This is a genomic window from Burkholderia sp. PvR073, from assembly GCF_054055695.1.
In genome coordinates this window covers 518,161-537,265 of record NZ_JBSRXO010000003.1, presented here as the reverse complement: position 1 = coordinate 537,265, position 19,105 = coordinate 518,161, and the positions used below count along the sequence as shown (strand labels likewise).

The 19,105-nt window shown below is 66.7% G+C and carries 18 protein-coding genes and 1 pseudogene; 9 read left to right on the top strand and 10 right to left on the bottom strand.

The genetic code is table 11. The features are described from left to right. Nucleotides 1–50: 50 nt before the first annotated feature. From ACVK00_RS14215 to ACVK00_RS14205, 3 genes are all read right to left on the bottom strand, one after another. Nucleotides 51–1,409, bottom strand: coding sequence for a sensor domain-containing diguanylate cyclase (locus ACVK00_RS14215; RefSeq protein WP_284899611.1), 1,359 nt, complete (start codon nucleotides 1,407–1,409; stop codon nucleotides 51–53). A 110-nt stretch (nucleotides 1,410–1,519) separates the two neighbouring features. Continuing rightward, on the bottom strand, nucleotides 1,520–1,768 hold the full coding sequence (locus ACVK00_RS14210; RefSeq protein ID WP_284899613.1) for a DUF2795 domain-containing protein: 249 nt from the start codon (nucleotides 1,766–1,768) through the stop codon (nucleotides 1,520–1,522). A gap of 101 nt (nucleotides 1,769–1,869) precedes the next feature. After that, nucleotides 1,870–2,040, bottom strand: a complete 171-nt coding sequence (locus ACVK00_RS14205; RefSeq protein WP_006489933.1) for a hypothetical protein — start codon at nucleotides 2,038–2,040, stop codon at nucleotides 1,870–1,872. Nucleotides 2,041–2,191: 151 nt separating this feature from the next. Here ACVK00_RS14205 and speG point away from each other — a divergent pair, with 151 nt between their 5' ends. From speG to ACVK00_RS14190, 3 genes are all read left to right on the top strand, one after another. Beyond that, nucleotides 2,192–2,734: a spermidine N1-acetyltransferase gene (gene speG, locus ACVK00_RS14200; RefSeq protein ID WP_006756943.1), complete on the top strand. Its 543-nt coding sequence runs from the start codon at nucleotides 2,192–2,194 to the stop codon at nucleotides 2,732–2,734. 501 nt (nucleotides 2,735–3,235) lie between these two features. Beyond that, nucleotides 3,236–3,583 (top strand): surface attachment protein Sap1, encoded by a 348-nt coding sequence (gene sap1, locus ACVK00_RS14195; RefSeq protein WP_175657142.1) that lies wholly within the window; start codon nucleotides 3,236–3,238, stop codon nucleotides 3,581–3,583. Between the two features lie 177 nt (nucleotides 3,584–3,760). Continuing rightward, nucleotides 3,761–4,315: a YaeQ family protein gene (locus ACVK00_RS14190; RefSeq protein ID WP_006756945.1), complete on the top strand. Its 555-nt coding sequence runs from the start codon at nucleotides 3,761–3,763 to the stop codon at nucleotides 4,313–4,315. A 10-nt stretch (nucleotides 4,316–4,325) separates the two neighbouring features. On the opposite strand, the gene ACVK00_RS14185 is transcribed toward ACVK00_RS14190, so the two are convergent. Then, nucleotides 4,326–4,739 (bottom strand): VOC family protein, encoded by a 414-nt coding sequence (locus ACVK00_RS14185; RefSeq protein ID WP_006756946.1) that lies wholly within the window; start codon nucleotides 4,737–4,739, stop codon nucleotides 4,326–4,328. 429 nt (nucleotides 4,740–5,168) lie between these two features. On the opposite strand from ACVK00_RS14185, the gene ada reads away from it, so the two are divergent. The 3 genes from ada to gshA all read left to right on the top strand — a co-directional run bounded on the left by ada (nucleotide 5,169) and on the right by gshA (nucleotide 9,332). Next, complete coding sequence (ada, locus tag ACVK00_RS14180) at nucleotides 5,169–6,260, top strand: bifunctional DNA-binding transcriptional regulator/O6-methylguanine-DNA methyltransferase Ada (RefSeq protein ID WP_284899619.1); 1,092 nt, start codon at nucleotides 5,169–5,171, stop codon at nucleotides 6,258–6,260. Continuing rightward, nucleotides 6,257–7,231 carry a DNA-3-methyladenine glycosylase family protein gene (locus ACVK00_RS14175; protein WP_284899620.1) on the top strand — a complete coding sequence of 325 codons (975 nt, stop codon included), beginning with the start codon at nucleotides 6,257–6,259 and terminating at the stop codon, nucleotides 7,229–7,231. Before ada ends, ACVK00_RS14175 begins: the two co-directional genes overlap by 4 nt. A gap of 487 nt (nucleotides 7,232–7,718) precedes the next feature. Beyond that, nucleotides 7,719–9,332, top strand: coding sequence for a glutamate--cysteine ligase (gene gshA / locus ACVK00_RS14170; protein WP_284899622.1), 1,614 nt, complete (start codon nucleotides 7,719–7,721; stop codon nucleotides 9,330–9,332). A gap of 89 nt (nucleotides 9,333–9,421) precedes the next feature. Here the strand turns inward: gshA and ACVK00_RS14165 are convergent, their stop codons facing one another. Continuing rightward, nucleotides 9,422–9,733 (bottom strand): DUF4148 domain-containing protein, encoded by a 312-nt coding sequence (locus ACVK00_RS14165; protein ID WP_228906260.1) that lies wholly within the window; start codon nucleotides 9,731–9,733, stop codon nucleotides 9,422–9,424. Between the two features lie 516 nt (nucleotides 9,734–10,249). Between ACVK00_RS14165 and ACVK00_RS14160 the strand changes: the two genes are divergently transcribed. Beyond that, on the top strand, nucleotides 10,250–11,890 hold the full coding sequence (locus ACVK00_RS14160) for an L-lactate permease (RefSeq protein ID WP_284899625.1): 1,641 nt from the start codon (nucleotides 10,250–10,252) through the stop codon (nucleotides 11,888–11,890). Between the two features lie 132 nt (nucleotides 11,891–12,022). Here ACVK00_RS14160 and ACVK00_RS14155 read toward each other — a convergent pair whose 3' ends face one another. Continuing rightward, nucleotides 12,023–12,931, bottom strand: coding sequence for a LysR family transcriptional regulator (locus ACVK00_RS14155; RefSeq protein ID WP_284899626.1), 909 nt, complete (start codon nucleotides 12,929–12,931; stop codon nucleotides 12,023–12,025). A gap of 228 nt (nucleotides 12,932–13,159) precedes the next feature. Here ACVK00_RS14155 and ACVK00_RS14150 point away from each other — a divergent pair, with 228 nt between their 5' ends. Both ACVK00_RS14150 and ACVK00_RS14145 read left to right on the top strand, forming a co-directional pair. Then, nucleotides 13,160–15,331: a phosphocholine-specific phospholipase C gene (locus ACVK00_RS14150; RefSeq protein ID WP_284899628.1), complete on the top strand. Its 2,172-nt coding sequence runs from the start codon at nucleotides 13,160–13,162 to the stop codon at nucleotides 15,329–15,331. Between the two features lie 161 nt (nucleotides 15,332–15,492). Further along, nucleotides 15,493–16,230: a phosphonate utilization associated transcriptional regulator gene (locus tag ACVK00_RS14145; RefSeq protein ID WP_284899630.1), complete on the top strand. Its 738-nt coding sequence runs from the start codon at nucleotides 15,493–15,495 to the stop codon at nucleotides 16,228–16,230. Nucleotides 16,231–16,288: 58 nt separating this feature from the next. On the opposite strand, the gene ACVK00_RS14140 is transcribed toward ACVK00_RS14145, so the two are convergent. The 4 genes and pseudogenes from ACVK00_RS14140 to ACVK00_RS14125 all read right to left on the bottom strand — a co-directional run. Beyond that, nucleotides 16,289–16,561 carry a hypothetical protein gene (locus ACVK00_RS14140; RefSeq protein WP_175715573.1) on the bottom strand — a complete coding sequence of 91 codons (273 nt, stop codon included), beginning with the start codon at nucleotides 16,559–16,561 and terminating at the stop codon, nucleotides 16,289–16,291. After that, nucleotides 16,558–17,004 carry a hypothetical protein gene (locus ACVK00_RS14135; protein ID WP_284899634.1) on the bottom strand — a complete coding sequence of 149 codons (447 nt, stop codon included), beginning with the start codon at nucleotides 17,002–17,004 and terminating at the stop codon, nucleotides 16,558–16,560. The genes ACVK00_RS14140 and ACVK00_RS14135 overlap by 4 nt, the downstream gene beginning before the upstream one ends. Nucleotides 17,005–17,281: 277 nt before the next feature. Next, nucleotides 17,282–18,670: an FAD-dependent oxidoreductase gene (locus tag ACVK00_RS14130; RefSeq protein WP_284899636.1), complete on the bottom strand. Its 1,389-nt coding sequence runs from the start codon at nucleotides 18,668–18,670 to the stop codon at nucleotides 17,282–17,284. 123 nt (nucleotides 18,671–18,793) lie between these two features. Then, nucleotides 18,794–19,099: pseudogene (locus ACVK00_RS14125) on the bottom strand (2-aminoethylphosphonate--pyruvate aminotransferase); the annotation flags it as partial. Nucleotides 19,100–19,105: the final 6 nt, after the last annotated feature.

The following is a 19,105-nucleotide window of genomic DNA, read 5'->3' as shown; positions in this document are numbered from 1 at the left end:
GATTATTCCGGTCACAATGACCGTAACAAATCCCCAATCCGCAGACGTTTTCACGCCACGACGACGCGGTTTCGCCCCGCATCCTTCGCGCGGTACAGCGCGGCATCGGCGGCTTCGATCAACGCATCGGGCGTCGACAGCTCGTCGGCCGACACGGTCGCGCAGCCGACGCTGACGCTCACGCGTCCTGCCGGCGACGAAGGCATCGCGAGATCGAGCCGCAGCACGGCTTCGCGCGCTTCCTCGGCAACGAGCCGCGCACCGCGTGCGCCGGTGTTCGGCAGCACGATCGCAAACTCCTCGCCGCCGTAGCGCGCGACGATATCCGCCGGCCGCCGCACCGCGCCGGCCAGCGCATTCGCGACCGCGATCAGGCACGCATCGCCCTTCACGTGACCGAACGCGTCGTTGTATGCCTTGAAGTGATCGACGTCGACCATCAGCAGCGACAGCGGTTCGCCCTGTCGCCGCGCCTGCAGGAACAGCGTGTGAAAGTGATCGTTGAAGTGGCTACGGTTGAACGCGCCCGTCAGCCCGTCGCGCGCGGACGAACGGATCAGCATCGCATGCGCCTCGAACAGCCGCTGATACAGCATCGTCACTTCCCAGGCGAGCACGCACACGAGCACGCCCGGCGTGAACATGCTGAACACGCGTGCGAGATACCAGCCGATCGTGAAACGATTGGTGCTCAACAGGTTCAGTGTCGTATCGGTGAGGCACGCGAGCACCGCGATCGCGAGCCAGAGGTCGAGGGTTGTGCGCAGCCGGCCGGAGGCCAGCACGGCGACGAGCGCCAGCGCATTGAGCATCCACACGACGAGCGCGACGCCGTTGACGGGCAGCACGGCCGCATTGCCCGGCGGATGAAACGCGGGCGGCAGCGACACGTTCAGCGCGAACAGGCACAGCACGCCGGCGGCGACAGCGGGGCCGCCGACCAGCGCGAGCGCCCACCAGCGCGTTTGCCGGGCGCCGATCGGCGCGCGCGCCAGCCGAGCGCGCGCGAGCAGCGCAACCATGACGAAACCAGGGAAACCCGCATGCCAGAAGATCCACATCCACGCGGCGCTTTGCGGTTGTGCGCCGAACAGCCCATGTGGCGCAAAGACGCCGGGAAAGGTCAGCAGCTGCAGCGCGACGGCGAGCGCGGTGAACGCATAGGCGCCGCCGAGCGCGCCGAGCACGGGCTGGCGCGTCACGGTGAACTGCGCACCAAGGAAGAATGCGGCGATGCTCGCGGTGGTGAACACGGTCAGCGCGCACATCGGCATGAACGGCTCGACGGCCGGCAGCGCGACGTTCGCGTGTGGCGCGGCGATCCCGAGCGCGAGCACGATGACGAGTGCCGTCAGCGCGCCGAACCACAGCTGACGACGCGTCGTGTGCTGGATCAGAATTCCTTCCATGGATTCCCCCGGGCGCTTATGCGGAAACGCCCGGTCTTGGCGCCGGGCGACATGCATCCGGCCGCGATGCGATCGGTGCGGCCCGATCCTATCTCGTTATTGGCGTGCGCTCAAATACCGAGGCCGGGGCCGAAGTTGCCGGCGACCCAGCGCGTGACGGCATTGACGTCCGCGTAGTCCTGTTCGGGCAGGCCGTCGAGCATCGACAGCACTTCGTTGCTCGCGCCCGCATCGCGCGCGGCGTCGACGATCGCATCCTTGTTCGCGGGGTAGCGGACGGTGGCCAGCACGTCGGCGATCTGCAGGTCGATCGCTTCGCCGGGGATATCGTGCGGAGGGAGAGCGGGTTTGTCGTTCACGTCGGCGTCTCGCTGGTTGAGCGGGAATCGGTTCGTAGCGGAAGGCGGCACCGTTCGGGGCGACCCGCCCGGACGGCTGCACTGCGGGGAAGGCGATCGACTCAGTGCCCGCGCCGCACGCGGCGCCACGGATGCTTCCAGTCGATATGCGGTGCGTTTTCGTCACGCGGATGCTGGCGCCGATGTTCCTGCCACAGTTCGTCGGAGAACAGCGCAGCCACGATCACGAGTGGCAGCACGAGGAAGATGCCGAGTATGACTTGCTCGATCACGATAGCCTCCTTGCGGTGGCAGGAACCCTTGCTCCCATTCTAGGCTCTGAACTTCGCCCGCGGTCAACTTCTTGCACCGCGGAATACCCCTGTTCGCGGTAGCGCGTCACGGGTGTTTCACGCACGCGCGGGCATCAAAAAGGACACCAACATGCAACTCCAGAACGATAAGCACACGCTTGCATTGCGGCCGCTGGAGCGCCAGGACCTGCGCTTCGTTCACGAGCTGAACAACGACGCGAAGATCATGCGCTACTGGTTCGAGGAACCATACGAAACCTTCTCCGAGCTGTCGCAACTGTATGACCGTCACGTGCACGACCAGCGCGAGCGCCGCTTCGTCGCGGTCGATCCGCAGGACGAACTGGTCGGCCTCGTCGAGCTGATCGAGCTCGACTACATCCATCGTCGCGGCGAGTTTCAGATCATCATCGCGCCCCAACGCCAGGGGCGCGGCTATGCGGGGCAGGCGACGCGCCTCGCAATCGAATATGCGTTCAAGGTGCTGAACATGCGCAAGCTGTACCTGATCGTCGATACGTCGAATGCGGCGGCCATCCACGTGTACGAGAAATGCGGATTCCAGCACGAGGCGGAATTGAAGGAAGAATTTTTCGGCAACGGCGCGTATCACAACGCATATCGCATGTGCATTTTCCAGCGCGATTATTTCGAGCGCCCACAATCGGCCTGAATAACGCCGGGTAAAAACACGAGTGAAAACCCCCGCGGCCCCGCTGCCGCGGGCGCCCGGCCCACTCGAAAAATACGGGTAAATACGAACGCGCTTATACCTGGCATTATTCTTGTGTCACGTAAATGCGATCCCGCACTGCGGTAAATTTATATCGTTTCGAATGACTTTGTGTGCGGCGCACCAAAATAATTCCGGTATTGAAATGAATTATCCAAACCGTTCAATCGGCGCATTGTAACTTTGCTGAAAGTCTTGCCCCGCAATGCTTTGCGACCGGCGATGCGCGCCGGTCCGCGCGCCGCGAGACATCGGCGCCCATGCGCGACACGCGAAAAACCGGGTGCGCACAGGGTGCGACAATTCGCCGCTATTGCGATCGCACAACAAATGTGCTTGCTATCGCTTGCCGGTCTTCTAAAGTGAAAAACGCGGGTTCACGATCACCTTTAAACACATAGCTAACCCAGCCTGGTGCCCGCAAGCCTGGAGACAAAAAACATGATGAAGCGAACCGGTGTCCTTTTTGCCCTTGTCGGTGCATTTTCCGTGGTGTCGATCGCCCAGGCGGGCGGCGATGCGGCTGTCCAGCCGAAGCAGGAAATTCAGCTGACGAAGAATGCATGGGGTTGTCTGTCGAAAGACAATCTGGACTCCGTACTGAACCACGAGCGTGACGGCAAGTCGCAGGCGAAGCAGCAGTACTTCGACGACTACCGTTGCCTGTCGGTGCCGGAAGGCCAGCGCTTCCGCGTGGTGTCGGTCGACCAGGGCGACGTTCAGTTCGTCAGCGCCGACAACAGCGACCAGCAAGGTCTCTGGACCGATTCGCGCTTCGTCAAGCAGTAACCGCACGCGCACCTCTCGCGCCCCCGCGCGCCGGCCCGATTCGCCGGCGGCGCGGCCCGAATGCGGCCCGGCCGATGCCGGGCCGTCGTGCTGTGGAGCGCCCGTCGCGTGCCGGGCGGCGTGCATTCGGTATCATCACGACCCACCGAACCGAATGCCCGCCCGGGCCGTATCCGCATGGCGCTGAAATCCACGATCTACAAAGCCGAGCTGCAAATCGCCGACATGGATCGGCACTACTACGCCGATCACGCATTGACGGTCGCCCGTCACCCGTCGGAAACCGACGACCGGATGATGGTGCGCATCGTCGCGTTCGCGCTGTTCGCGCACGAGCGTCTCGAATTCTCCAAGGGGCTGTCGGACGTCGACGAGCCCGACCTGTGGCAAAAGGACCTGACGGGCGCGATCGACGTATGGATCGAGGCCGGCCAGCCCGACGAACGGCGCATCTCGAAGGCGGCAGGCCGCGCCGGGCAGGTCACGGTGATCGCATACGGCGGCAAGGCCTCGGACATCTGGTGGCAGGGCGTGCGCAGCAAGGTGGAGCGGCTGCGCAACGTGCAGGTGCTGTCGCTGGCCGACGGCGTCGCCGCCGCGCTTGGGCGCCTCGCCGAGCGCACGATGCGTCTGCAATGCACGGTGCAGGACGGCGCCGCGTGGATCTCGAGCGCCGACCACGATCCGGTTGCAGTCGAATGGACCGTGCTGAAGGCGCGCGCCGGCGCGTGACGGCCGACGCTCAGCCGATCGCGGCGGGCGGCCCCTTGAATTCCAGCATGTTCCCTTCGGGATCGAACAGATAGATCGACGGCCCGTAGCCGCCGGCGCCGTAGCGCTCGGCGGGGGCGCCCGGACGCGCGCCGTGCGCGGCGAAATGCTCGATCAGCGCGTCGGGGTCGAACGGCTCGACGCGCAGGCATAGATGGTCGAGATTGCGGCCGGTGCCGGGCGGGCCGCTGTCGGGACGGTCGATCGGGCCGCCGACCGACAGCAGGTCGATCAGCGCGTCGCCGGCGCGCAGCTGCACGAGGCCCAGGTCGGGTTGTTCCTTCTCCACGTGGCAGCCGACGGCGTCGCAGTAAAAGCGCGTCATCGCAGCCATGTCGGTCACGCGCAGGACGACGTGATCGATCGCGCGGATGGTCGGTTTCATGAGCAGGCACTCCTTCACGGATGGCGTGCCCCGAGTGTAGACCGCGCCGGCGCGGGATGCCGGAACGCGTCACCGATCGACGGACGAAAAAAAGCCCGTTCACGCAGAGCGGAACGGGCTTAATCCATATCAGGAGGAGACATGGAGGAGACAGTTCCAACTATACACACGGCGATGGTGCGTTGCAATATTCCGAGTGTAAAAAATGGTCAGGACGGCGATTTGTCGCAGCCGCACTGCAGCAAAAGGGTGACGGGAAGATGACCAAAGCGGCGTCCGGGCAGCGCTCGCGCGGCTTTTCGTCCGATTGATCGATTTGGATGCGTCCCCGGTTTTGCCGATGCGAATCACAGAGCAAGATTCAGGGCGCGACGGCCCATGCCGATGTCTAGAGTAGGCACCATCTACACTAGAGAGTGCGAGGTTCAGATGAAAACCGCCTATTCGACCGACGATGCCCGCTGGGGCGCCGTGACCGCCCGCGATCCGCATGCGGACGGCGCGTTCTTCTATGGCGTGCGTACCACCGGCGTGTTCTGCCGGCCGAGCTGCGCGTCGCGGCTGCCGCGGCGCGAGCATGTGTCCTTCTTCGCCGATCCGGCCGCGGCGCGCGCGGCAGGCTTTCGCCCGTGCAAGCGCTGCCAGCCGGAAGGGCTGCCGCGCGAGCTCGAAATCGTCAATCGGGCATGCGCGGTGCTCGACGCGCATCCAGAGCGGCTCACGCTGCAGCAGCTCAGCGATGCCGTGCACGTGAGCCCGTTTCATCTGCAGCGGCTGTTCAAGCGCGTGGTCGGCGTGTCGCCGCGGCAGTACCAGGCCGCGCAGCGCGGCGCCGCCCTGCGCGAGGCGCTGCAAAGCGGGCAGCCGGTCACGCAGGCGGCCGTCGACGCGGGTTTCAATTCGCCGTCGCGGCTCTACGCATCGGTGCCGCGCGAGCTGGGGATGGCGCCGTCCGCGTTCCGTCGTCAGGGCGCCGGCCTGCGGATCGACTATGCGACCGCGTCGACGCCGCTCGGCACGGTGCTCGTCGCCGCGACCGAACAGGGCATCTGCCGGATCGCGTTCGGCGACGAACCGGCGCCGCTCGTCGATGAACTGAAGGATGCGTTCGCGCGCGCCGAGCTGGTCGAAGCGCCGTCGCGGCTCGCGCCGTTCGTCGCGCAGATCCGCGCGTACCTCGACGGCACGCGGCACGCGTTCGACCTGCCGCTCGACATCGCGCCGACCGCGTTCCAGCAGCGCGTCTGGGAAGCGCTGACGCACATCCCGTACGGCGAAACGCGCAGCTACTCGGAGATCGCCGAGGCGCTCGGCTCGCCGCGTGCGGTGCGCGCCGTCGCATCGGCCTGCGCGTCGAACCCGGTCGCGCTCGCGATTCCGTGCCATCGTGTCGTGCAGAAGGGCGGCGCGCTTGCCGGATATCGCTGGGGCGTGCGCCGCAAGGCGACGCTGCTCGCGTCCGAGGCGCGCCGTGTGCGCGACGATGAAACCGAAGCCGTTGCGGAGGGCAACGTAGTTTGAGCATCGAAACAACCACGATTACGTCGATCGCGGACGGCGGCCAGGTGCCGCCGTCCGCGCAGATGGCGCTGCGCTTCAAGGCGCCGTACGACTGGGCGCGCGTGCTGCGCTTCTTCAGCGGACGTGCGATTCCGGGTGTCGAACAGGTCGTCGACGGCGTGTATCGCCGCATCGTCGATCTGAACGGCGACGCGGGCCGCCTTACCGTCACGAAGCATCCGCGCCGGCATTGCCTGATCGCGACGGTCGAAGGGGCGGCCGCGCGCCATGTCGACGACGCATTCGCGCGCCGCGTCGCGTCGATGTTCGATCTCGGCGCCGATCCGGCCGCGATCGGCGGCGGGCTCGCGCGCGACCCGTGGTTCGCGCCGCTCGTCGAGGCCGCGCCGGGGCTGCGCGTGCCGGGCGCCTGGTCGGGGTTCGAGCTCGCGGTGCGCGCGATCGTCGGCCAGCAGGTGAGCGTGAAGGCGGCCACGACGATCGTCGGCCGGCTCGTCCAGCGGGCCGGCGAGCGCGTCGTGCACGACGACGGCATGTCGACGCCGGATGGCGCGCCGGCCTGGCGTTTCCCGACGCCGGACGCGCTCGCCTCGTGCGATCTGGAGAAGATCGGCATGCCCGGCAAGCGAGCCGCGGCGCTGACGGGCATGGCGCGCGCGGTGGCGGCCGGCCACGTGCCGCTCGATCCCGCGCAGGCCGACCTCGGGACATTGCGCCGCGCATGGCTCGATCTGCCCGGCATCGGCCCGTGGACCGTCGAATACATCGCAATGCGTGCGTGGCGCGACCCCGACGCGTGGCCGGCGTCCGATCTGGTGCTGATGCAGTCGATCACCGCGCGCGATCCGTCGCTCGACCGGCTCGCGAGCCAGAAGCACCGTACCGAAGGCTGGCGGCCGTGGCGCGCGTATGCGGCGCTTCATCTGTGGAACGACGTGGCGGACCGGGCCGGCGGCGCGCGCGGCGGATGACGGTTGTGGTGGCCTGCCCGCGGGGCGACCGGGCAACGCCGCGATGCAACCTGCGGCGGGCGCGGGTCCGGCAGCGATCGGTCGGTCGTCCTCATGGTTGCGACGCCTGACGGCGATCAAGCCGCTCCGCCGCCTGTCGCCCGCGGCGTACGGTCGACCGCGCCTCGACGATATCGCCCGGCGGGTTCGGCCGCGCGGGTTGCACCTGTCGGCGCGGCTTCGCGCACGATTCGCACCGTTCGCGTTCCGTCCGACGAATTTCACGTGATCGCCGCGTCCGGCGGTGCCGACGGCCCTCGGACGCGCACGCTGCGATTGTCGCCATCGACCCGCCCGGCGGCCCGCTGCGGCGGGCGCGCACCGCCCTGAGCCACCTCAAGCGCGTGTTTCGGCGAGATGTTAAAGTGCCCGCTACCAACGAAGCGACCAATAATCCAGCCGGCCGCGCGCGGCGTTCCGCGCGCGTCCGTCACGCACTTGCGTCTCCATGTCGAACACCATGACTCACCGCCAGTCCGAACTGCTGCTGAATCGTCTCGAAGCGCTGAGCTCGGGCCCGACGCGGCAGCATCTGCCCGACGGCCTGCGCGGCATCGAAAAGGAAAGCCTGCGCGTGACGCGCGACGGGATGATCGCGTTTACGCCGCATCCGCGCGCGCTGGGCTCGGCCCTCACGCATCCGTCATTGACGACCGACTATTCCGAAGCGCTGATCGAACTGATCACGCCGGCGGAGCCCGACGCGTCGCTCACGCTCGAACGTCTCGACGATCTGCACCGCTACGTGTATGCATCGCTCGGCGACGAGATGCTGTGGAACGAATCGATGCCCGGCCTGTTGCCGGCCGACGATGAAATCCCGATCGCCGACTACGGCACGTCGAACATCGGCCGCCTGAAGACGGTGTACCGCCGCGGCCTCGCGCATCGCTACGGCCGCACGATGCAGTGCATCGCCGGCATCCACTACAACTACTCGCTGCACGAGGAAGTGTGGCGGCGCCTGCACGCGGACGAAGGCTCGACGGCCACGCTCGTCGACTACCAGTCGGAGCGCTATCTCGCGCAGATCCGCAACTTCCGCCGTCGCAGCTGGCTGCTGATGTACCTGTTCGGCGCATCGCCCGCGCTCGACACGAGATTCCTGCGCGGCAAGCCGCACAAGCTCGATGCGTTCGATGCCGACACGCTGTACCGGCCGTATGCGACGAGCCTGCGGATGAGCGACCTCGGTTACTCGAACACGACCGCGCAGGCCGCGCTGCACGTCGACTACAACACGCTGTCCGGCTATCTCGACGCGCTGTCGACGGCCGTGAGCGAGCCGTATCCGCCGTACGAGGCGATCGGCACGCATCGCGACGGCGAATGGATCCAGATCAACACGAACGTGCTGCAGATCGAGAACGAGTTCTATTCGACGATCCGTCCGAAGCGCATCACGTATTCGGGCGAGCGCCCGCTGCATGCGCTCGCGTCGCGCGGCGTGCAGTACATCGAAGTGCGCTGCCTCGACATCGATCCGTTCGAGCCGACCGGCATCGCGCTCGAGACCGCCCGCTTCATCGATGCGTTCCTGCTCGCGTGCGCGCTCGACGAGAGCCCCGCGCTCGACTGCGACGCGTACAAGGAAGCAAATGCGAACTTCGCCAGCGTGACGATGGACGGGCGCAAGCCGGGCCTCACGCTGATGCGCGACGGCCAGCCGGTCACGCTGCAGGCATGGGCCGACGACCTGATGACCGATATCGAAACCGTCGGGCGCCGTCTCGACGAGATCCGCGGCGGTGACGAGCATGCGCGTGCGATCGCCGCGCAGCGCGAGAAGCTTGCCGATCCGGAGCGCACGCCGTCGGCGCGTGTGCTGCGCGAGATGCGCGAGAACGGGCAGTCGTTCCTCGCGTTCGCGCTTGCGCACAGCGAAGCGCATGCCGCGCATTTCCGTGCGAACCCGCCGTCGGCGGAGACGATGCGCGCCGAGCAGGCGCTCGCGGCGAAGTCGCTGGCCGAGCAGGCCGAGCTGGAAGCGAAGGAGGCCGGATCATTCGACGCGTTCGTCGCGGCCTATCGCGCGTATACGCTGAACCGCTTCAGCGTTTGATGGCAGCAACCCGCTGCGCGTCGCGCGGCGGGTAGCCGGCTGCGGGCCGGATGGTCGCGTGTTCACGCGAGCGACCCGGTTCACCCGCTTCAATGATGCGCGTACGTGTCGCGATCGACCACGTGCGGCAGCGCTGGCTTCCCCGATTCCACGTTCGCATGGCCGTCGCTGCCGTAGCCGGCCGCGTCGCCGCGCGCCTGCGCGGCACGCCGCATGATCGCCTGCATGTTTTGCGGAAAGTCGGGACTGCTGGCGAGACTCGTCCGGTAGCCGGCGGCCTGCAGTTCCACGAGTTCCTGGCGAACTTCCGCACGCGTCAATGTCGACGCGGCGTGGGCCTGGGCGGCGACAGCCGAGCCGATCAGCAGCAACGTGCAGGCCGCGAGTTTCATGGTTTTCATCGTGTTTGCTCCGTGAGGTTTCCGGAGCCGCGCCGTCGTCGGCACGGGCGGAATCGATGCGGCCAGTCTAGGCTTCGGACGCCAAACGAAACACCCCGCCCGCCATCAGTCACCTTTGCCGGTTGAGCAACATTGCGCCCGGCGGCTTGCTGGCGGACGTGTCAGCGGGCCGCCGGCCGCCGGTCAGCGTGCGGGGGACGCCGTGTATCGGCGCCGCGCGCATCGGGCTTGCCCTCCTTGTACAAGCGCGATGCGCCTCCTAACCTTTTTTAAGCGACCGATCGGTCGGCGCCGCGGCATGGTTGCATGCGCAAGCGTCGGGCGTCTTCGCCGCCGTGGAACGCGCGTTTGATACGGGGGCGGGGTGTGCGCGGGCGCCAGGGCGCCTACTGCGGTCGACCGCGAAGCATGGGACGGGAGTAAGCGCTGAAGCGCTAACTCCCGCCGACCGCGAAGCATGGGATAGGAGTAAGCGCTGAAGCGCTAACTCCTATCGACACGGAGACACGAGACACGATGAATCCCACCGCAGCCCTGCCGCCCGGCATCCTGTTCGCGCAGCCGTTGACGCCTATCGCCAACTCGCTGCTCCTGTCGTTCCTCGTCGCGGTGATCCCGATCGCGGTCGCGCTGATCGCGCTCGGCGTGCTGCGCCGGCCGGCGTGGCAGGCGTCGCTGGCCGGGCTCGTCGCCGGCCTCGCGGTCGCGATCGGTGCGTGGGGTATGCCGGTCGGCCTCGCGTTCAACGCGGTCGGCGCCGGCATGGCGCTCGCGCTCGTGCCGGTGATGTGGATCGTGTTCAACGCCTTGCTGCTGTACAACATCGCGGTGAAGTCGGGCCGCTTCGACCAGTTCCGGCAGTGGATGCTCGACAACCTGCCCGACGACCGCCGCCTCGTGCTGCTCGTCGTCGCGTTCTCGTTTGGCTGTCTGCTCGAAGGGATCTCCGGCTTCGGCACGCCGGTCGCGATCACCAGCGCGCTGCTGATCGCGCTCGGCTTCCCCGCGCTCGAAGCGCTCACCTACACGCTGCTGTTCAACACGGCTCCGGTCGCGTTCGGTGCGCTCGGCGTGCCGATCACCGTGCTCGGCGCGGTCACGTCGCTGCCGCCCGCAACGCTCGGCGCGATGGTCGGCCGGCAACTGCCGTTCTTCGCGCTGCTGCTGCCGTTCTACGTGGTCGGCGCATACGGCGGCCTGCGCTCGATCGCGAAACTGTGGCCCGCGCTGCTCGTGTCGGGCGCCAGCTTCGCGATCGCGCAGTTCGTCACGTCGAACTTCCTCGGGTACCAGCTCACCGACGTGCTGTCGTCACTCACGTCGCTGATCGTCACGATCGGCTTCCTGCAAGTGTGGAAGCCGCAGCCCGACCCGCAGTACGCGCTCGCGCGCAGCGTGCCGGCCACGGCCGGCGCCGCGCGCGCGGGCTTCGGCGGCTGGCTGCCGTGGCTCGTCGTGTCGGTGGTCGTGATCGTCTGGGTGCACGCGAACATCGCGGCGATCGGCGACGTGAAGATCAAGTGGCCGGGCCTGCACAACGCGGTGTTCGTGTCGCTGTACCACAAGCCGTATGCGGCGATCTGGGACTTCCAGCCGCTCGGCACCGGTACCGCGATCCTCCTGTCGGCGATCATCACGGCCGTGCTGACGCGCACCGGCATCGGCGCGTTCTTCGAATGCGTGGTCAAGACGTGGCGGCAAACGTGGATCGCGATCGTCACGGTGATGATGATCGTCGGGCTCGCGTACCTGCTGAACTACTCGGGGATCAGCTACACGCTCGGCACCGGCGTCGCGTCGACCGGCGCGTTGTTCCCGCTCGTGTCGGCGTCGCTCGGCTGGATCGCGGTGTTCCTGTCCGGCAGCGACACGTCCGGCAATGCGCTGTTCGGCAACCTGCAGGTCGTCGCCGCTCGCCAGCTCGGCTTCGATCCGGTGCTGATGGCCGCGACCAACTCGTCGGGCGGCGTGATGGGCAAGATGATCTCGCCGCAGAACATCGCGACGGGCGTGTCGACGACCGACCTGAAAGGGCAGGAAGGCGTCGTGTTCGCGCGCACCTTCTGGCACAGCGTGATCCTCACGCTGCTGCTCGGCGTGCTGGTGTTCCTGCAGCAGCACGTGCTGACGTGGATGATCCCTGCGCTGCCGAAATAACGCGCGACGGGAAGCAACAAGGAAGCAACAACGAAGGCACGAGGACGACAACGAGGGAAGGCGCGGGAAAAGCGCCGGAAAGGGCAGGGAAGTGCGACAGGCAATACGCGAAACCGGTGAACGCGCGGCGGCTCAGCGCGCGTTCACCTGCCGCGCCGCGCGTGCCGCGTCGTGCGTGGCGGACTGCGCCCGCAGGATGCACGCGAGGAACGCATCGATCGCGGGGCTCTGGCGGCGCGCCTTCAGGTAGTACACGTATTCGTCGATCGTCGTGTCGACGCCCCGCAGTGCGACGACGCGCAGGTCCGGATGGCGCTCGGCCTCGCCGCGTGGAAACAGGCTCCCGCCCACGCCATGCAGGATCGCCTCGCGGATCGCTTCGCGGCTGCCGATCTCGGCGACCGACGTGGCCGCGACGCCGGCCGCCGCGAGGATCGTCTCCGTGCAGCGGCGCGTGACCGACCCTTCCTCGCGGATCAGCAGCCGCACATCGGCGAGCTGCGCGGCGTCGATCGCGTCGAAGCGCGCGAGCGGATGGTCGCGATGCACGACGAGCACGAGCGGATCGGTGGAGATCACCTTGCGTTCGAGGCCGTCCGCGTCATTGCGCTGCGACGACACCGCGAGGTCGATGCGGAATTCCTGCAGCGCCTGCAGGATTTCCTCGGAATTGCCGATCCGGCACGTGAGTGCGATCGACGGATGCGCGTGCGAGAAGCGGCCGACCGCGTCCATGATGTAGTACGGCCCCGTCGCGCCGATCCGCAGATGGCCTTCGAACAGGCCGCCGACGTTGCGCAGCATGATGTCGGCCTGCGCCTCGAGCGCGATCATTTTCTCGACGAGCGGCAGCAGCTCGATCCCGGTCTCGGTGACCTCGAGCTTGCGGCCGCTGCGGTAGAACAGCTCGACGCCGTACAACTGCTCGACCTGCCGGATCTGCGCGGCGATCGTCGGCTGGCTCACGCCCAGATGGCGCGCGGCGCGCGTGATGCTGCCCTGCCTGACGGTCGCGTGGAACGCCTTCAGCTGATCGAACACGACTCGGCTTCTCCCCCCTCTTCATCGCGCGTCAGCGTAGCGTACGCATGTGTCGGCCGGATGAAAGGCGCGTCGTGCGCCGCTTCGAAAAAAAGCTGGGGGTAAGCGCAAGAAACCTGTTGGAACCGGTCACGGCCGGGACATGCCGGTGCGGACTAATAGCGGCAACGCACGACCGCCGGCCCCGCTCGACCGGCGCCACCCTTACCGACCCACAGGATCCTCTTCATGTCCGCCAACAATCGACGCGATTTCCTGCGCCTCGCCGCCCAGTCGGCCGGCGCGATGGCCGCCTACGCCGGCTTCCCGCCCGCGATCCGCAACGCACTGGCCATGCCGGCCGCGTATCGCACCGGCACGATTCGCGACGTCGAACACGTCGTGATCTTCATGCAGGAAAACCGCTCGTTCGACCACTACTTCGGCGGGCTGCGCGGCGTGCGCGGCTTCAACGACCCGCGTCCGCACCTGCTGCCGAGCGGTGCGCCGGTGTGGCAGCAGCCGCCGGCGTCGGTGTTCACGAAGAACTACCATTCGCGCGGCCTCGACCCGGCCGCGCCGTACGTGCTGCCGTTCTACCTCGACCCGAAGCAGACGACCGAATTCCAGCCGGGCACCAACCACGGCTGGAGCAGCGGCCACCTGTCCTGGAACAACGGCCAGTGGGACCAGTGGGTGAACCAGAAGCAGGACGTGCTGACGATGGGCTACCTGAAGCGTCAGGACCTCACGTACCACTACGCGCTCGCCGACGCGTTCACGATCTGCGACTCGTACTTCTGCTCCGCGCACGCGGACACGGCGCCGAACCGCATCTACCTGTGGACCGGCACGATCGACCCGCGCAATATCTACGGCAACCAGCCGAACGGCCCGGGCATCGGCGAGCGCAACAACGTGAACGGCTACACGTGGACGACCTACGCCGAACGCCTCGAGGACGCGAAGATCAGCTGGAAGGTGTACCAGGGCGGCACCGGCATTCCGGGCGATCCGACCGACAACTACACCGACAATTCGCTGATGTTCTTCAAGCGCTTCCAGGTGAAGGAAGGCGCGAGCGGCCCGCTGGTCGACAAGGGCGCGTCGGACCACACGCTCGCCGAGCTGAAGGCCGACGTGCAGGCGAACCGGCTGCCGCAGGTATCGTGGATCGTGTCGCCGTACAAGTACAGCGAGCACCCGCAGGCGTCGCCGACCGACGGCGCGTTCTACATCAACATGGTGCTCGAGGCGCTGACGTCGAACCCCGAGGTGTGGGCGAAGACGGTGTTCATCCTCAACTACGACGAGAACGACGGGCTGTTCGACCACGTCGTGCCGCCGGTGCCGCCGGTCACGAGCGGCGTGGGCGGCCAGGGCATCGTGTCGTCGAACTTGCTGTCTAACCTCGGCGACGAACTGCTCGACCTGAACAAGTACCCCGGCGAGATGAGCCCGCTGGTGCCGGGCGCGGACCCGGGCGGCCTCCAGCCGATCGGCCTCGGGCCGCGCGTGCCGCTGATCATCATCTCGCCGTGGACGAAGGGCGGCTGGGTCTGCTCGGAGACGTTCGATCACACGTCGGTGCTGCGTTTCCTCGAAGCGCGCTTCGGCGTGAAGGAGCCGAACATCAGCGCGTGGCGCCGGTCGGTCTGCGGCGATCTCACATCGGCGTTCGACTTCTCCGCGCGCCCCGATACGCGTACGGTGAGCTTCACGGTGCCGCAGCACATCTCCACCGCCGGCCACGCGTATCAAGTGCCCGCGCAGCAGTCGATGCCGGCGCAGGAGCCCGGCACGCGTCCGGCGCGCGCGCTGCCGTACGAGCTGTTCGTGCATGCCCGCGTGAACGGCCGCGACGACAGCGTGTCGCTCGATTTCGCGAACTCGGGTGACGCGGGTGCCGCGTTCTACGTGTACGACCGCCGCAATCCGGCGACGCCGCCGCGCCGCTACGCGGTGTCCTCGCACGACCGCTTCGCCGATACCTGGAGCACGTCGGCCGCGCGCGGCGACTACCATCTCGCCGCCTATGGCCCGAACGGCTATCTGTGCGAGTTCCAGGGCAACACGCGGCTGGCCGCGGACGGCACTCACGCGAACCCGGAAGCGAAGATCGGCTACGACGTGCGCAACCGCCACGTGTACCTGCAGTTGCGCAACAGCGGCCGCGCGGCGTGCCGTGTGGTCGTCGACAACGCGTACAGCCACGCGCATGCGCGCACCTACACGCTGGAGCCGGGCGCGCGCATCGAGGATCACTTCGAGCTGTCGTCGAGCCACGGTTGGTACGATCTGACGATCACCGCGACGACGCTGCGCGGCGGCGACGACAAGGTCGTGCGCCGCTTCGCGGGCCACGTCGAGACGGGCCGGCCGAGCCAGAGCGACCCGGGGCCGGTGAAGCAGACGGTCTGACGGCGGGCTAACATTGCGCGGTCCGGCATATTCACGCCGGCCGCGCGATTGGTTTTTGGAAACTGAAAACTGTTGACAATATATCGGGCCGAGGGTATACAGGGATCATTCGCCGATATGGCGCCTTCGTTCTCACCCGCAGCTTCGCTGCCTGCCCGATCATGATCGCCCCGAACGCACTCAACGCCATCGAACTCCTGCAAAGCCAGTCGCTCGCGATGATCGTGCAGGACATGCTTGAGCGCGCGATCGTGTCCGGCGAATATGCCCCGGGCGAGAAGCTTAACGAAGTCGATATCGCGACCAGGCTGAACGTGTCACGCGGCCCCGTGCGCGAAGCGTTCCGCGCGCTCGAGCAGGCCGGGCTGCTGCGCAACGAGAAGAACCGTGGCGTGACGGTGCGGGTCGTGCCGCTGCGCGAGGCCGAGGAAATCTACGAAGTGCGCGCGATGCTCGACGAGTCGGTCGCGCGTGCGCTCGCGAAGCGCATTTCGCCCGACACGCTGAAGGTGCTGAAGGGCATCATCCAGTCGATGAAGCAAGCCGCGAAGGCGCACGACGTCACGCGCTACACCGAGCTGAACGTGCAGTTCCACGACGCGATGGTAGTCGGCGTCGGCAATACGCACCTCACCGATACCTATCGCCGGCTCGTGCGCCAGCTCGGGCTGCTGCGCCAGGCCGCGATCGAGGCGGAAGAGGATGCCATCGCGGTGTCCGCGGCCGAGCACGACAAGATCGTGCAGGCGCTCGCGGCCGGCGACGAGGAGAAGGCGGTCGCGCTCGTGCGCGAGCACGTCGCGCACGGCCTCGCGCGGATGCGCCGCACGCACGAGCAGGGGCCGCCCGCGACGGGCAAGGCGGCGCGAGAGAAAGCCGCGCGCGTGAGCGGCGCCTGACGGCCGTTTGCTCGACGTTGATGATGTCCGGCCGAAAGCAGTGATCGCCCGCGGCCGATCATTTGCCGCGCTGTTTATCGAAGAAATCGTCCAGTACCCAGCCCGTTCCGGATTCGCAGCGCACTTGGGTGTATGCATAAATCTTTGCAACGCGATCCGTCACGGGGACACAGGACTCGCCTTTCCTGACCGTAAAGATCGGCTGGGTTCTGTCGTCGTTTGGTTCGGCGAAGGCCGGCATGTCCTGAAGGGCCGTCCAGTTCTCATCTCTATATTTCGAGCACGCGCTGACCATTACGGTGAGTGCGGCTAATAGCAAAAAGCGCATCATTTCTTCGGATATCGTCGAATTCCAATCAATCGCTTCGAATGGCGCAAGCCGATCATCAAATCTGCAGGCGCTATGATACCCGGCAGCTGCCATCTCGGGTCGTAAGCCAGAATGCCTGCCTTGCCAAGGACTTCCGCTATATTCGATGAGCAGTTATTGTCGACGAGGGAGTAGTGCCTGTTTTCCAGGCGCCTCTTTTTTATCTCGGAAGTGATGATTGCCTTTTCACGCTCGTTGGCATTGATGAGATAACCGATCGTGTCGCGATGCATCTTGGTCTGCTGGCGATCAAGATAACGCGAGATGTTATCGACATCCCATCCCGGATGCGCCCTGCCATATACGATTCCGTCGATCGCGATCGCGGCATGTCCGAACTGAGATCCCCTGGAGATGGATCGTGAGTCGCTAATCAAAATTTCAATAGTTGACGACGTATGCATTGACGTGTAGCAGATGTGCTTTTTTATCGAGGGCGTGACATCCTATCAAGTCATTGACGGTTATAAAATCGAGATATTCGATTGGGGAGACGAGAAAAATGCCTCGAAGTGAGTAACTATCTAATCGAGATTTCAGCGGGCGTGTTTTGTCGATTTGCAATTATTTAGAGATATTCCTGAATATTTTTGAGAACGGCGGAGTTGGGCGCGCGAGTCGTCGGTGCACTGGCCTTGCGAGGCGCTGCCGTTTTTCCCACCATCGCATTGCACCCGTCGGTCACCCCTTGTCCGCCTTCCCCGCCGCGCTCGCGAATTTCGCGAGCCACGTGTCGACGGCCGCCGGCCGCCGGCTCTCGTCTTCCGCACGCTCCTTGCGGCGGATCGCGTTGCGCACGACGTGCGCGCCGACATAGCGGATCGGCTCCGGCGGGAAATGGCCGAGCGGGCCGCGCACGATCGGGCTGCGCGTCCACGCGTTGTCGAGGCCGAGCACCAGCGACGACAGGATCTGCCCGCCCATGTAGGTCGGCCCGACGCCGTTGCCCGAATAGCCGAAGCCGTAGAACACGTTCGGCGCGTCGTCGAGGCGGCCGAAGAACGGGAAGCCCGTCACCGAGCGGTCCGACGGGCCGTTCCAGCTCGCGGTGACCGGCACGCCCGCGAGCGACGGGAAGAAGTCGCGCAGGCTCCGCGTAAGCTGCGCCTCGTACGGCGAGCGCCGGTCGAACACCGGCGCGATGCGGCTGCGCCAGGAGAACGTATTGCCGCCCTTGCCGAGCATCAGCCGACCGTCGGTCGTCGTGCGGTAGTAGTACACGAAGATCCGCGAATCGAGCACCGACACGCCGTCCACGAGCCCGGTCTTCTCGAGCAGTTCCGGGCATTTTTCGGTGATGACCATGTCGCTCGACACGACCGCGATCGTGCGTTCGAACTGCGGGAAGCGGCTCGCCATCCACGCGTTGATCGCAAAGACCAGCTTGCCCGCGCGCACGCTGCCCGACGGCGTGCGCACGACGGCCGGCTGCCCCGGCGTGAAGTCGACGAGCGGCGTGCGCTCGTGGATCCGGATCCCCATGTCGAGCGCGACGCGGCGCAGCCCGCGCACCAGCTTGCCCGGATGCACGGTCGCGGCGATCGGCGAGTACACGCCGTCGAGATTGCGGGAGGAGCCCGAGCGGCGCGCGACTTCGGCGGCCGGCAGCGGTTCGTAGCTGTGGATGCCGCACGCGGCGAGCGCGTCGAGCACCGGCGCGAGCGTGCCGATCTGCGCGCGCGACGTCGCCGTGTACAGCGTGCCGTCGAGCCGCAGTTCGGCATCGATGCGATGCGCGCGGCAGAAGTCGGCGATGTGCTGGACGGCCGCCTCCGACGCCTTCACGAGCCGGATCGCTTCCGCTTCGCCGAACAGCCGGCGCAGCGTCAGGAATTTCGCGGACCACGTGAGCAGGCACCCGCCGTTGCGTCCGCTCGCGCCGGCGCCGCACAGGTCGGCCTCGAGTATCGCGATGTCGAGCGCCGGGTTCTGCTGCTTCGCCTGGATCGCGGTCCAGAGCCCGGTGAAGCCACCGCCGACGATACAGACGTCGGCCTGCGTCGCGCCCTGCAGCGCGGGGGCGAGATCGCCGTCGTTGAACAGTGCTTGTTCGATCCAGAAGGGTCGCATCGGGTGTCGTGCCGGTAAGAGTCGGGTTGCCGTGCCGCGCACGGCGGGAAAACGAAAGCGAAACCGCCGCACGGCGGCGCGCGGCGGTGGGTCGCGCGCCGCGATGCGGCCGGGTGCGTCGCGTCAGGCCGCCGCTTCGGCGGACACGCGGCGCACGCCCATCGCCTTCAGCGTGTCGGCGATCGCGGCGACCGCGCCCGGAATGCCCGCTTCGCCGAAGTGGCCGATGCAGCCGAGGCGGAACGTGTCGACTTCGGTCAGCTTGCCCGGATACAGAATGTAGCCGCGCTTTTTGACCTCCTGATAAAACCGTCCGCCGCGCGCGGCGAGGCCGCCTTCGTCGACGTATTGCGCGACGGCCGCGTCGAGCGCCGCCGTGAAGCGCCATTGCGTCGTGCGCTGCATGTACACCCACTGGTCGTACAGATCCTCGTC